Source organism: Cognatundibacterium aquatile (assembly GCF_014699135.1).
In the GTDB taxonomy this organism is placed as follows: domain Bacteria; phylum Pseudomonadota; class Gammaproteobacteria; order Burkholderiales; family Burkholderiaceae_D; genus Undibacterium; species Undibacterium aquatile.
The window spans coordinates 365,393-380,065 of sequence record NZ_JACOFT010000003.1; the positions used below are offsets into that span (position 1 = coordinate 365,393).

10 protein-coding genes and 1 other RNA gene are annotated in these 14,673 nt (G+C 49.4%); 4 read left to right on the forward strand and 7 right to left on the reverse strand.

Translation table 11 applies throughout. The features are described from left to right. Positions 1-19: 19 nt before the first annotated feature. Both H8K26_RS10190 and H8K26_RS10195 read right to left on the reverse strand, forming a co-directional pair. Positions 20-1,039 (reverse strand): LacI family DNA-binding transcriptional regulator, encoded by a 1,020-nt coding sequence (locus tag H8K26_RS10190; RefSeq protein WP_317889265.1) that lies wholly within the window; start codon positions 1,037-1,039, stop codon positions 20-22. 206 nt (positions 1,040-1,245) lie between these two features. Beyond that, complete coding sequence (locus H8K26_RS10195) at positions 1,246-2,817, reverse strand: tryptophan halogenase family protein (protein ID WP_190479276.1); 1,572 nt, start codon at positions 2,815-2,817, stop codon at positions 1,246-1,248. A gap of 236 nt (positions 2,818-3,053) precedes the next feature. Between H8K26_RS10195 and H8K26_RS10200 the strand changes: the two genes are divergently transcribed. Together H8K26_RS10200 and H8K26_RS10205 are read left to right on the forward strand one after the other, a co-directional pair. Beyond that, a complete protein-coding gene (locus H8K26_RS10200) occupies positions 3,054-5,459 on the forward strand; it encodes a TonB-dependent receptor (protein ID WP_223826958.1) in 2,406 nt (801 codons plus the stop codon). Positions 5,460-5,672: 213 nt separating this feature from the next. Further along, complete coding sequence (locus H8K26_RS10205) at positions 5,673-6,839, forward strand: MFS transporter (protein WP_190479278.1); 1,167 nt, start codon at positions 5,673-5,675, stop codon at positions 6,837-6,839. A 173-nt stretch (positions 6,840-7,012) separates the two neighbouring features. Here the strand turns inward: H8K26_RS10205 and H8K26_RS10210 are convergent, their stop codons facing one another. Next, positions 7,013-8,335 carry a GH1 family beta-glucosidase gene (locus H8K26_RS10210; protein ID WP_190479280.1) on the reverse strand — a complete coding sequence of 441 codons (1,323 nt, stop codon included), beginning with the start codon at positions 8,333-8,335 and terminating at the stop codon, positions 7,013-7,015. 162 nt (positions 8,336-8,497) lie between these two features. Here H8K26_RS10210 and H8K26_RS10215 point away from each other — a divergent pair, with 162 nt between their 5' ends. Both H8K26_RS10215 and H8K26_RS10220 read left to right on the forward strand, forming a co-directional pair. Further along, the gene (locus tag H8K26_RS10215) at positions 8,498-8,806 is read left to right on the forward strand and encodes a hypothetical protein (RefSeq protein ID WP_190479282.1); all 309 of its coding nucleotides are present in this window, start codon (positions 8,498-8,500) and stop codon (positions 8,804-8,806) included. 199 nt (positions 8,807-9,005) lie between these two features. Continuing rightward, positions 9,006-10,313 carry an MFS transporter gene (locus H8K26_RS10220; protein ID WP_190479283.1) on the forward strand — a complete coding sequence of 436 codons (1,308 nt, stop codon included), beginning with the start codon at positions 9,006-9,008 and terminating at the stop codon, positions 10,311-10,313. 170 nt (positions 10,314-10,483) lie between these two features. Here the strand turns inward: H8K26_RS10220 and H8K26_RS10225 are convergent, their stop codons facing one another. The 4 genes from H8K26_RS10225 to H8K26_RS10240 all read right to left on the reverse strand — a co-directional run bounded on the left by H8K26_RS10225 (position 10,484) and on the right by H8K26_RS10240 (position 14,618). Beyond that, entirely contained in the window at positions 10,484-11,692 is a 1,209-nt protein-coding gene (locus tag H8K26_RS10225) for a cation:proton antiporter (protein ID WP_190479285.1), read from the reverse strand. Positions 11,693-12,794: 1,102 nt separating this feature from the next. After that, positions 12,795-13,370, reverse strand: a complete 576-nt coding sequence (locus tag H8K26_RS10230; RefSeq protein ID WP_190479287.1) for a Panacea domain-containing protein — start codon at positions 13,368-13,370, stop codon at positions 12,795-12,797. 165 nt (positions 13,371-13,535) lie between these two features. After that, positions 13,536-13,896, reverse strand: a transfer-messenger RNA (tmRNA) gene (ssrA, locus tag H8K26_RS10235). Positions 13,897-13,940: 44 nt separating this feature from the next. Beyond that, positions 13,941-14,618, reverse strand: coding sequence for an HAD family hydrolase (locus H8K26_RS10240; protein ID WP_223826959.1), 678 nt, complete (start codon positions 14,616-14,618; stop codon positions 13,941-13,943). Positions 14,619-14,673 lie beyond the last annotated feature (55 nt).

The following is a 14,673-nucleotide window of genomic DNA, read 5'->3' on the forward strand; positions in this document are numbered from 1 at the left end:
GATGAATAGCGTGCTGTTGTTAGCGGAAACGGCGTGTCGTTTCGCGTACGATGAGTTCCACCGGTGGCAGTTCGACATCGACTGGTTTGCCGCCGATCAGGCCGAGCAGGGCGGTGGTGGCGATCAGACCCATATCGTACAAAGGCTGGCGTATCGTTGTCAGCGGCGGCGTGGTGTAGAGCGAGCCGGGTAAATCATCGAAACCGATTAAGGAAATGTCTTCTGGTACGCGTATGCCTTTGCGGTACAGGCTCAGGCGCACACCGTAAGCGATCAGATCGTTACCGGCGAAAATTGCGCTGAATTGTTGTTGCGTATCAAACAGGCGATTGACGGCCATCAGACCGCTGGCTTCATGGAAATCGCCTTCGACCACGAGGCCCGGTTCAAACGGAATATCTGCACTTTCCAGCGCTTGTTTGTAACCGGTAAGACGTTCATTCGCATCGGTATTATTCGAGGGGCCGGTCACAAAGGCGATGCGACGATGACCCAGTTCAATCAGATGGCGTACTGCCTGATAGGCGCCGTTCTGGTTATCGAGTTTAAAACCAATAGCGGTCGGGCTTTTCAGGGAGCGCCCGGTCGCCACGATGGGGCGTTGGGTCGCAAATTGCAGCACAGCTTTGTCTTCGATACGGCCGGATAACAGGATCAGGCCATCGACTTTGCGCGCCAGCAGCAATTTGATGCGTGCCGCTTCTTCACTCGCGTTCCAGTGTCCGCTGACGATCACAGAGGCATAGCCTGTGCTGTTCAGACCGTCATCAACCCCGCGCAGAATTTCAGAGAAAAACGGGCTGGAAATATCCTGCACCACAATGCCGACGGTCATGGAGCGGCCGCTTTTCAGGCTTTGTGCGAGAGGGTTGGGTTCAAAGCCCATCTTTTTGATCGCATCTTCGACCGCTTTACGTTTTACGGCAGAAACCGTTGCGGTGCCATTTAAAATGCGTGATACCGTGCTTGGCGAGACGCCAGCTTCGCGTGCAACATCGAGCAGGGTAACGGGATTGCTGCTAGTTTCATTCTCAGGCACTACTGATTTCTCCATCCTAAAAAAACGACAACTGAAACGACAAGCTGAAACAACAAGTGAAACGACAAGCTTAGTGATGATCGCAAGCCGGTTAACACTGTACCGGCTGGTCTGACTTCACGCCAGAAACAGCCTTGATCAGCCACATTATCATCTGAAATGCGCCGCAGATAGTGAAGTTTTCTGAGGGTACTGTCAATGTGGTTTCAGGCGACTTTGCTATGCGGCGTTGCCATCGTATTCTTGTTGCACAAATGTTCAACCAGCATGCGATGGTCTGGCAGGTTGCTCAATGCCCGTTCCGCCATTTGGGCGATGGTATGAAATTCCCTGCGTGCTTCTTCAAAGCGCGGATGCGACACGGGGTTGGCGTACATCTGTGTCTGAAATTCCATGCCGTACAACACATATTGCCAGCTCGAAGGCGGATACATTTCAAGATCGGTGATGAAGTCCATTCTGCCTGGTGGGCGGCATTTCCACATCGCCAGTTTTTCCTGCAGGCTTTCCGGTATCGATGCTGCGGCAGCGTTGTCACGCCAGAAAGCGTGATCCTGACGTTGGGTCAGACAATAATGCATCTTGATGAAGTCGACGATGCGTTCGTAACGCGTTTTCATATGTGCGTTAAATGTCTTTGCCACCGGCGCGAGATCGCCGTTAAACGGAAACAGATAGCCGATCAGATAAGCGGCGGTTTCTATCAGCCCGACACCGGACGATTCCAGTGGCTCCAGAAAGCCACCGGACAAACCAACCGCAACGCAATTTTTTATCCATTGTGTTTCGCGATAACCGACATTCAGCTTTAACAGGCGCGGCTCCAGATTGTCGGATGCCGCCCCTAAATAATTGCGCAGGATGTGTTCTGCCCGCTCTTCGCTGGTGTGGCGGCTGGAAAAAACATAACCGGTGCCACGTCTTTGTTGCAGGCCGATATCCCAGGTCCAACCCGCTTCATGCGCAGTGGAAATGGTGTAGGACGGAATTGGTGTGGTTTTCGTTGCATACGGAATCTGCATCGCAAGCGCGCGGTCAACAAACAGCACGTCGCTGAGTGAGCGAAACGGGGAACCCAGCGCATCACCGATCAGGCTGGCGCTGAAACCGGTGCAGTCAATATACAGATCCGCGCTCAGGCGCTGGGCATCGGTGGTGACAATGGCGGCGATCGCGCCATCAGCATCGAGCTCGGTATTCTTGACGGTTGCCAGCACATGTCTGACGCCAAGTGAACGAGCGTGTTCACCGAGCAAACGGGCAAAACTGCCAGCGTCAAAATGATAGGCGTAATTCATCGGGCCGAGGAAATCTTCATCGCTGAAACGCTTCGGTGCGCGGAAGGCATCGGCAACCCGTTTTTGCATACTGACCGCCTGCGCAAATGGAATGTCGCTGCCAGCAGCGCCTTGCAACCAGTAGCTTAATAATTCAGGCCCGCCGGGGCGCTGACTCGGACTATTAAATGGATGAAAATAATGATCGTGTCCGGGAGTTCCATGCGGGCGTACCCAGTCTACGAATTTGACACCTTGCTTGAACGTCGCATTGCATTCGCGCACAAAACGCGCTTCATCGATACCGATGGCGGCAAGCGTGCCGCGTATCGAGGGAAAACTGCCTTCGCCGACACCAATGATGCCGATTTCCCTGGATTCGATCAGTGTGATCTGTATGCCGTTCTGTGCCTGACTACCCAGCGTGCGTGCGAGAAATGCTGCAGTGAGCCAGCCTGCCGTGCCACCGCCGACGATGAGGACATTTTTGATTGGTTTCATCCTTGTCTCCTGTAAATTTATTCACGCACTGCTGCGCATTATTGTTGTAATAACGTCATACTGAATTGATTTTACGGTATTTTTGAAAACGTTACCATTTTTGATTTGACACGGATTTAAAACGGTAGGTATTATGAAAACGATTTCAAATTAATTCAGCTTAACTAGAAATCACGGCCGGATAAATTACATCGATCGACGAGTTCATCGCGACAAACATTAATATCAGGAGACATATGAAAAACCGCATCCATCAAGCCCCGATGCCCGTGGGCAGTCCTATCCAATTGGCGATCCTTACCCTGATAGCGAGCATAGGCTCGGCACAGGCGCAAGAACAAACGCCAAGCGCTGCAGAGAAAAAGGCAGCCAGCGACAGTACGGCAATTTCTGAAGTGATCGTGACAGGCACCAAGCGCGCCACATCCTTGCAGCGCACGCCAGTGGCAATTACCGCCATCGGTGCGGCAGCGCTGGATGATGCGCACGTACAGACGATTCAGGACGTGGTCAATCTGGTGCCTGGCTTTCAGGCAACCTCGCAGGGTGACCATGGTGTGATTACGATGACTTTGCGTGGCGTCGGTAACGACAGCGCAAAGACAGAGTATGCAGATCCTGAAGTCGCATCCTTCGTCAACGGCGTGTATTCACCACGTCCGGAAGGAGCAACTTCTTTGTTGTTTGATCTGGAAGGTATTGAAGTGTTGCGCGGCCCACAGGGTACTTTGTGGGGACGGAATGCGACTGTTGGTGCGGTCAATATGCAAACAGCAAAACCGGTTATCGGGCAGTCTTCCGGGACTTTTGAAGGCGGTCTGGGTAGCTACAAACGCACAGGTGTGCGTGGCGCGTTCAACGTGCCGGTCAGCGACACCATGGCGTTGCGCTTTGCTTTCGTGAATGAAAAGCATGATGGTTATGTCGATTATCAAGGTGTGCCAAATATTCCGCTGGCAAGCCAGCAGGCCGCATTTCTGGCGGGCGGCGGAAAGTTAGCCGATTTCAAACCTATCGATCCTAATCTGTTTGTACAAGATGGCGCCAAATATGGTGCACAGGATCAGAGTGCAGCGCGGATCAGCGTATTGTGGAAACCGACGCCAGCGCTGAAAATCGACGCGTCTTATGAGAAGTTTATGGATCGCGGCACGCCATCCATGAATCTGCTGCAAACGCCACGCGCAGGTTACTCATTGTGGTCGGCGTTGATCGACACTGCGCCGGCGCTGAAACGTGATACCGACGCGGTGCGCGGCCGTATCGAATATGCGCTGAATGATTCTATGAATGTGGTCTATGTCGGTGGCTATTCGAAATTCAGCGGCTCGTCGAAATTCGATCAGGATGGCGGCGCGAAAGTACCGACCAGCTTCACCACCAACGGCGTGTATCAGGCGAATAACACGGTGTCGTCCAACTACACCAATTACAGCCATGAACTGAATCTGCAATCGGTCGGCAAACGCGATATCGATTGGCAGCTTGGTTTGTACTATGGTTCAGAAACGAACGACATGCGCTTCGACATTCCTATCATGAATGGTACGCAACAGGGTACTGTCAGCTGGCAAGGTTCCTTCATCCAACCAAAAGAAACCGTGGAATCTTCTGCGGCATTTGGTCAGGCAACATGGAATGTTTCCGATGCGCTGCATCTGACTGGCGGACTGCGTTACACCTCTGACAAGCGTGCAAACATTGGCGGCCGTGGTTATGGCTGGACTGGTAATGCTGCGCTGACACAGGCAGCGATCACGCCGAATGTTGATCCACGTGATCCTAACAGCAACTTCGCTGTCAGCTCTCTGAACGACGGTAATTACAGCAGCAACAAAGTCACTGGTTTGTTACGTGCAGCTTACGATGTCAATCAGGATCACATGATTTATGGCAGCATTTCGACTGGCTATAAATCTGGTGGCCTGCAAGACGGTGGCAAACCTTATGGCCCTGAGACACTGACCAGCTATGAATTCGGTAGTAAGAGTTCGTTCCTGGGTGGCAGCGTGAAATGGAATAACGCACTCTACTATCAGGATTTCAAAGACTTCCAGTTCAGCGCACCGATCACGAATCCGGATGGTTCGCATGGCCTGGCAACCAGCAATGCAGAAGGGGCGAAGATTTACGGTTTCGAATCTGAATTGGCTGCCAAGCTGACGAAAGAAGATAAGCTGCAGATTTCGCTGGCTATCACCAAGGCAAAACTGGGTAATCTGATCGGTGGTTCTAACGACTACTCTTTGCCAGTGTGTAAAGTGCCAGGCATCAGCAACTGTCTGGACGTCAGCAACAATACCATGCCGCATGCACCGACTTTTTCAGCGCAGGTCATGTATCAGCACACATTTAATCTGAGTCATGGCACTCTGACACCACGCATCAGCCTGCATTATGAAACCAGCAGCTGGCTCAGCGTGTTTAATCTGGGTGAAGGCGACAAGCAAAATGCTTACACTCGCACCGATCTGGGATTGCGCTACGCCGCATCTGGCAAAACCGCATGGTATGTCGATGCGTTTGTCCGCAATGCTGGCGACGGCAACGTCAAGACCAGTGCATTGAATGGCTTTGGCCCATGGATGGCGCAGTATTTGCCACCACGTACTTACGGTATCAATGTCGGGCTTGATTTCTGATTGATTTCTGATCAGTGAAAATCTGGGAAAACCTCGCAAGTACTGGCGAGGTTTTCTTTTTTTATTTATGTAAAAATAGCGCTCTTTTACGTATTGAACGGCGTTTTTTCTGACGGGAACTGGTTCCCGCCCGCAATACCCCATCGCTGGGATCACAAATGAAACCCGGCCAGGCTTCAAAGTAAGCTCGCCATAGCAAAGATAATTTCGCAGATGACTTCGCAGATAACATCACCAACCCCATCATCTTTCCCAGCTTCATCCTCAGCAGAAAAATCAACCCGTATCGCATTTTTTATCGCAGGCTTTGGCACTTCCGCCTGGGCACCGATGGTGCCCTTTGTGAAAGAGCGTCTGGCGATTCATGAAGGATATCTGGGCCTGTTATTGCTGTGCCTGGGCGCGGGTTCTATTCTGACGATGCCAGTCGCGGGTGCGCTGACATCACGCATAGGCTGTCGCAAAGTGCTGCTATTCGCGACACTGGTGATGTGTGCTGCCTTGCCTTTGCTGACGCAGATGGCATCCGCCATCGGCTTGGGATTGATCTTGTTTATTTTCGGCGCCGGTGTCGGTGCCCTCGATTGTGCGGTGAATATTCAGGCGACGATACTGGAACGTGGCAGCAGTCGCCCACTGATGTCAGGCTTTCACGGTTTATTCAGTCTTGGCGGCCTGATTGGGGCGGGCAGTGTCAGTGCTTTGTTGAGCCTGGGCTGGTCTTTGTTCAACGTGACCGTGGCCGTTGTGGCAGTGATGGCGGTGTTGTTGAGCATCAGCGTCAGACATTGCTTGCCGTATGGCGGAAGGAAGAGCGGTGCTGCCTTCGGATTGCCGAAAGGCGTCGTGTTTTATATCGGTGTTGTCTGCTTTATTTTATTTCTAACTGAAGGTGCAGTGCTGGACTGGAGCGCCGTATTTCTGACCGATGTCCGCGAGATGTCGCCAGCGCATGCGGGACTTGGGTACGCCGCGTTCGCGGCGACGATGACGGTAGGGCGCCTGACCGGTGATCGTCTGGTTCAATTTCTGGGAGCCAGGTTTACGGTGGTGGCTGGCGCTTTGCTCGCCGCAGCAGGCCTGATCTGCGCCACAGTGTTGCCATCGTGGGAGTTTGCTTTGCTGGGTTATGCCTTGCTGGGAATAGGTTGTGCGAATATCGTTCCGGTGATGTTTTCTCTTGCAGGCAAACAGAGCGTCATGCCTGAGAGCGTTGCTGTACCGGCTGTCTCGAGTATGGGCTATGCCGGCATATTAATGGGGCCAGCCTTTATCGGTTTCGTCGCACAAGGGATCAGCCTGTCGGTTGCTTTGCTGGCATTGTCTGTTTTGCTCATCGGTGTTGCTGCTGGCATTCGCATGTTGCGTATGTTGCCGTAACGGCTTTATAACGGCAGAGAAAAAAGGCAGGGCATCTGAATTCAGCGCAGCGCAGATGTTCATCAAAAAAAAAAAGCATCAGATACCAATTTTCCGGGGCGGTATCTGATGCTAAAAGTCAGCATCGTTGCAGTGAGTAATTTGCTGCGACTGGAGTGCTCGCTCAGGTAAGCTTACTCAGTTTTCCGCAACTGTTGACTCACAAAATTCCGATACCAGTGGGCGCTGGCTTTGAGGGTGCGTTGCTGTGTCGCGTAATCGACATAGACCAACCCGAAGCGTTTCGCGTAACCGGAATTCCACTCGAAATTATCCAGCAGACTCCAATAAAAATAGCCTTTGACGTTGACGCCTTGTTCTATTGCTGCATGGATTGCATCCAGATGCGCATGAACATAGGCAATGCGAGGCTGATCATCGATCTCGCCATCGATGAGTTTGTCCGCGACTGCCATACCATTTTCAGTGATATAGATCGGTGGCAAATTCGTATAATCATTCTTATGGCGCAGCAGTATGTCCGTCAGCCCCAATGGGTAAATCTCCCAGCCCATATCCGTGACACCCATCGCCGCTTGTGGCTTTTTTGGTGGAGAATCGGTGCTGATAAATTCCCGTGTGTAGTAATTCACTCCCAGAAAATCGATAGGCTGGTGAATGATATTCATATCCTCTGCTTCGGTATGAAATTGCGACATGTCCATGCGATCCAGCGCTTTTTGCGGATAGCGACCTTTAAATATCGGATCCATGAACCATTGCACTGAGCGTGCGTATTCCCATTCTGCCTCCGCTACATCGCGTGCAGAATCGGTCGCCGGCATGGCTGGCCATTGATTCAGCACGATGCCTAGTTTTGCAGAGCTAGCCACGCGACGCATGGCTTTTATCGCCAAACCATGTGACAGTAATAAGTGGTGGGACACCTGTATAGAGAGGGCTTTATCCGCAACGCCCGGCGCAAATTGCGCATTGCCAAAACCCAGATTTGCGGTACACCACGGTTCATTATGCGTGGCAATCGAAGCGACTCTGTTACCAAAACGACGGGCGATTTCTGCTGCATAGTTAGCAAAATGAGCGGTCGTATCGCGATTCAGCCAGCCACCCTGATCTTGCAACGCTTGTGGTAAATCCCAGTGATACAAAGTCAGATGGGGCGTGATGTTTTTTTCGGCCAGCTTATCTAATAAATTGGAATAGAACTCAAAGCCCTTTTCATTCCATGCGCCATAACCCAAGGGCTGCACACGAGGCCATGAGACCGAGAATCGATAGGCTTTCACCCCGAGTGAGGCGATGATGTCCACATCTTCGGGATAGCGATGGTAGTGATCACAGGCGATGTCGCCATTGCTGCCGTCAATAATTTTTCCGGGAGTATGCGAAAACGTATCCCAGATCGATGGGCCGCGACCATCTGCTGATGCTGCGCCTTCAATCTGGTAAGCACTGGTCGCCACGCCCCATTCAAAGTCATGGGGAAAGTGATTCATTGGATGGGCGTTTGTCATATAAGTGTGTAGATAGATCGGTTATTTGAAAACGTTTTCTTTTGCTTGTCTGCATGGGTGAAACGTAGAACCTACATGCGTTTTTCATCGTAAAACCGGAGAAATGTATCGATATGCGGTGTATTTACCGTCGGGTGATTGTAATTGAAAACGATTTCAAGTCAAATAAATTTTTCGCAAAACGATATTGAACGCGGTGCGCGCTCTGGTGACAGGTCTCTGAACGAAGAAAGTAAGGTATTTGAGTTGAAACAGGGATCTGTACGACCCATTGTTGAAAAGATGTTCAATTTAGCATCTGCTCAGAAACGGGCTTCAAACATGCGGATATGCAAGATTTGCGGTCAGAATATCGATGAAATGGCCGTGATGCGGGACGTTAGAACGGTTTTTCATCTGCATGAGGAGATCCGTGATTATTTCGTGCTGTTGTCAGCTCTTAAAAAAACTTGAATGATGCCGCGTGCTAAAAATGGTTTTAAAAATAAAAAATTATGTTATTCTGTTTATGAAAAGGTTTTCATAGAATTGAATTTCCTTTTTAAAATATAAGAAAACTGCAGCAATTTCTCGTTCCAAACGGTTGTCCGACAGAGCTACTGCACGGTATCAGATGAAATTGGTGACAAGTGAATAAAATGAGAAAGCAGACATGCTAGAGACAAAGTCAAAAAAATCCCCTTTGCTGTGGGTGCCAACGACGTATTTCACGATGGCACTGACCTACATGACGCTGACCAGCGTTACTGCCATCATGTTCAAAAACATGGGCATGGACAATGGCAGAGCGGCTGAATATGCGAGTTACCTGATTCTCGCTTACACCATCAAGCCGCTGTTTGCCTCATTCGTCGAGATGTACCGCACCAAAAAGGCTTTTGTGATACTGACTGAAATCGCGATATTTTTTGGCTTTCTGGCGGTTGCACTGGCGATGGCATTACCGAACTATATGGTGTTGCTGATGGGTTTATTCTGGGTCATCTCGTTTCTTGGCGCGACCCAGGATATTGCCGCTGACGGCGTATACGTCACTTCTCTCGATAGCAAAGCCCAGTCTTTATATTGCGGCGTGCAGAGCCTCAGTTGGAATCTTGGTCCTATTATTGCATCCGGTGGCCTGGTGTATCTCAGTGGCAAATTGCATGCAGAATATTTCCATCATGATTCTGCGGTTTTTGGTGCCGATTGGGTGGATGCCTGGCGTGTGATTTTCTTCATCGTTGCTGCGATCACTGTTTTGATGGCGCTGTGGCACTGGCGGGTGATGCCGGATGGCGCACGGGCTGAAAATACTCTCACCAATTTTTCTTCCGCAATGAATATCCTGAAGGATTCTTTCGTCAGTTTCTTTCAGAAAAAAGATGTCTGGCTGATGATTGCCTTCGCTTTTTTATTTCGCCTCAGCATAGGTTTTCTGGAAAAAATCGGGCCTTTTTTCATGGTTGATCCTGTCGCCAAAGGCGGGCTAGGGCTCAGTAACGAGCTGCTTGGCATCATCTACGGAACGTATGGCTTACTCGCTGTATTGCTTGGATCGTTGTTAGGTGGCTGGTTTGTAGCGCGTCGCGGTTTGCAGCCGACCTTGTTCCTGTTGTGTTGTGCCGTGAATATCCCGAACGTGACTTTCCTGCTCATGAGTATTTATCAACCAGAGAGCTTACTGGTCGTTACTGCAGGTGTCGCGATAGAGAAATTCTTTTTTGGCTTTGGCTCTGTCGGCTTCATGATTTATCTGATGCAGCAATTAGCACCAGGAAAATACACCACAACGCACTACGCATTCGGCACTGGCCTGATGGGACTTTGCATGATGTTTACCGGTGTGATCAGCGGTCATTTACAGCAAATGCTTGGATACAAGAGTTACTTTGTTTTTGTAATGCTGGCGACGATTCCTTCGTTTATTGTCTGCTGGCTGGCACCTTTTCATCAGAAAGAGAGCGGTGCTACCGATTGAATAAAGCGTCGTATGCAGGTTGTTCGGCGCTGTTAATGAAGTTTCAGAGATTATAAAAAATGAAAAACGTCTCGTCCCAACCGGGTCGTTTTAACGCTTCAATATCCCCTCTTTAAGCCGCCTCTGAGCGGCTATTTTTTTTGACCGATGCCTGCCAGGCAACGATCACTTTACTCTTTAAAGATCACTGATTTAAATTGCTTCAGCTTTGGGTGAACCATGGGCACAGTCAGCATCGTACTGCCTATGGCCATCAGTAACAGTGCGGTAAATGTTTCATTGGTGATGATGTTTTTATCCAGCAGGATGTTGGCGAAGATAATCATGATCAGCGCTTTGGTTTGCAGCAGCCACCCAATAATGGAAGCCTCTCCTTTTTCCCAGCGGAGTATTTTTCCCGCAAGGTGAATACCAGCTAGTTTACCGCCAACCGATGCCAGCAATAACAATGCTGCCGCAATGAAGACCGCTGTTCCGCCAAGATCCCAATTGGTGCGTAGACCCGTACTCAGGAAAAATACTGGCATGATGGTCAGTAACACATGCTCACGCAACAGATCCATCTTCCTTTGATCAAACCAGTGTGCATCCATGACCGCACCGGAAAGAAATGCGCCGACCATGAAATGCAAACCTGCCCAATCCGCGGCAAAACTACAAGCGGCGAGCCAGATCAGGCTGACATACCAGCGATCACGTTCAGATAGCTTCACCATCAATTTGCGGAAGCCGATCGTGGCCAAGGCAAACAGCAATAGAAACCCAAGTTGGCGGCCGACGCGCGTCCAGTCCATAAGAATAATCGCGAGGACAGCCCAGATCGCAATATCGTCCAGACTGGCGTAACGCAAGATGCGCTGACCGATCGCTTGCCGCAAAATCGTTAACTTTTCCATGAGCAGAATCAGTATCGGTAGCGCTGTTACCGCGCAAGCCATTCCGATACCCAGAACAAATTGCCATGAATGTGCATTTGCGCCTTGCCAACCATCAAACTTGAGTAAGCAGATGGCTGCAATGCTGCCAAATAAGAGTGGCATACCGAGTGCCAGACTGCCGGTAACGAAGCTTTCCCGTCTGTGTTCCCAGACTTTCTTCAGATCGAGTTCGATACCGGCGATCATGACAAAAATCATCACCGCCCACCACGCAATGCCGTTCAGCGACTGAATGATTTGTGCGTTAAAAACGAATTGATAATAGTCGGGAAAAATCCGACCAAGAACACCCGGCCCCATCAGTATGCCGGCGATGATTTGTATGACGACCAGCGGTGCAAAGTAATCTGTTTTGCCAAGACGCCAGATTAAATATGGAAGGCTGAAAATGAGCAATATCGCGATTAAAAAAATCTCTGTCATGCTCATAGGTGTATTCATTTTTATCCTGAAATTGAACGGTGTCGGAGATTTGACGTAGCGTATTTTAATCGTGAAAAAATATTAATAAATTGTACTGGAAAAAAACAAGAAAGCCGCAGTCTCATAAAGAGAACTGCGACTTTCTATATTCCTTTGGCCTACTTAAAACAATTTGTTGGAGGACTTGGCAGAGTTGACCATCCTGCTTGGCGTATGTGCTAACAGGTTCGCCGCATGCGGCTGGAAACTCCCGTTCTCTCCGCACCGAGCGAACTAACCTACACAAAAAGGGTAGTTAAGACGACGTATCGAGACATTGGCGGCATCCTGACTATTGCACTGGTGCGACTGAAAATGCGATCTGGAGTAAGACATACGCAAAAGACGAATGCAAAGCCGAGCTCGATAAAGATCTTGCACGACATGCTGAGAGCGTGATGCCGCGCATTCACGTTCCGCTGATAGACGGACGTAAAATTGTATTTGTCGATGCTGCTACAACATCGGTATTAGTGCGTTTTGGGGTTCCAGCATGGCAGCACGGTAGAGTCTTAAGTACGTCCGGCAAATTCAGGATTTTTGCATGATGGCCAGTCGCCATAATCGCTTTGGTGAACGACGACCAGTGAACGTTTTTCGTCTCCGGGCTTAAGAAAGCGTGTAAATATGCTGTTATCCGCAGTTTAATGTTTGACGGGATCTCATGATGTCTTGAGTTTGCCGCTTCGTCGTATCTTGAGCATAGGCTGTGCAAGATAATAGTGGGCACATGACTTCGGGACTGAATGTGTGCACTAACGTTAAAACTCCAAGAAGCACCAATTTTTCAAAATCGAGAGAATCGAAATCTTCGCTAAGTTCACGTAGATCAAGCCAAGTCTCTGAATTGAGAAGGCCGCTAGGCATAGGTATTCCAAGGTAGTAACCAGGATATGGGGTTCCGTGATAGCAGACGGGATCTGTAGGTCTGCTATTCTGTCGGCTGGTCAGTAAACGATACACAATATCTCCATCAGTACGAACTGAAAGAACTAATAAATATTTGGGTAGCGGCTTTCCAGTGTCCTTGTCTTTATAGTAGTCTGAATGACGCCACACATCACCGATATTTAGCATTGAGTTAGTATGCCTGGGGTTCTAGAGCTTTTGAAAGACCTTTTGATTCTGACGCAGATTCTAATATATATTCTTTATCATTTGCATCATCAGGTATAGCCAAATCATAAGGAATACGTTGTTGAGCGCCCAGCCCATTCGCCCAAATTTTGTCCCAAGCTCCATTTTGCACATGTGTAACGTCGATCATTTTTGGCGACAACGTTTCCCGATACTTTTCAGCTAGTTCTTGCATGATGCAGGTTTGTCTCAGTGTGAAATCATCATCACAAAACTCGACATTGGGTTTAACCTTAACTGTTTCGCGGGTGTAGTCAATGACTCGCTCAGGGACAATTTCAATCGTGTCAGCTAAATCTTCCTCTAGATCTTCCCATTCCTGCATAAGCGATACTGGAACCGGTCCAAATTTCCACGCTTCATAGTCGAAGCCAGTCACACTCTTGCCTGTTTGGCGAAAGTGTTCAAAGTCAAGCAAATACAGTAATTTAAAAAGTTTGATCTTTCCACAAGCTTTTGTATTTTGTGCAAAAAACACAACAGCATTGCGGATTCTAGATCTGGCGATTGATGTTTTCATATGACCACTATATTCGCCTAATATGCTTGGCGATAGCAAACAATTGCGAAACTATTGTGCAGTTAATACTGTCATTTTGTTGTCATTCTGGAGCCTAAATCACCCCAAAACACCCCATTTAATGACAGCTATAAAATCGTAAGTCTTTGATTTTATTAAATATTCTGGTGGAGTCGGCGGGAATCGAACCCGCGTCCAGAAGCACTCTACAGACAGTTCTACATACTTAGTGCTGCCATTTAATTTAATCCAGACGACGCGGACGCACACGCTGCGGCTGGACGAGTTACCTTTGATTTAATCCCGAGCCAAGTAACCCGATTCAGGACGATTCCCTATGAATGACTCTACTGCTGTTGCCAGCCCGCCCTAGGGAAGAGGCGGTGTAGAGTTAGCAAGCAATTAAGCTGCTAATGCGTACGAGTTATCGTTTGCAGTTATATAGTTCAGATTGTATTTACGAGGTAGTCTGGCCTCGGTATGCCCTGCGCTGCTTTGCAACCCCTGTCGAAACCAGGTCGACCCCAAAGCTTTGCTAGTATAACCTATATGCGGTGTCGCACGAAAAATTCAAGAGGGGATGACTTGTAAATGTTTAGCTCTGATTAATTCCAGTAATTCGAGCGGACTGTCGATGATGGCATCTGCTTTCCATTGCTTCGGCTCGGTGGCACCACAATATCCCCAGGCAGCGGCGATACTGGTCATACCAGCGGCTTCAGCAGCCTGAATATCCCGCAAATCATCACCGATGTACCAGCAATGTTCTGAGCGTATGCCTAGTCGTCTTGCACCTTCCAGTAAGGGAGCCGGATGTGGTTTCGCATGAGGCGTCGTATCCCCGGAAATCACGCAGCGGGCTTCCTGAAGGTCAAGCAAAGAGATCAACGGTTTGGTAAAACGCGTCGCTTTATTTGTCACTATGCCCCATGTCAGGCTCAGGGCGTTCAACCCATGCAGCAGCGTCGTGACATGTTCAAATAAGCGGCTGTGTACCGCCATTGCACATTCATATTGATTCAAAAATTCAATGCGCATCGATTCATAATTCGCATCTTCAGGCGTGATATTAAAACCCGCTGCCAGTAAGCCACGGGCGCCGGCAGAAGCAAATGGTCTTAGGCTGAGATAATGTACGGGAGCTAAGCTGCGGCGTACGCGCATAGCATTAATGGCAGCAGCCAGATCTGGCGCGGTATCGGCTAAGGTACCATCGAGATCGAATAAAATTGCTTGAGGATTGTGCATAGGCGAATTGGTAAACGTACAAACGGAACTCGGTGTCCGTTTGTACATGATCAGA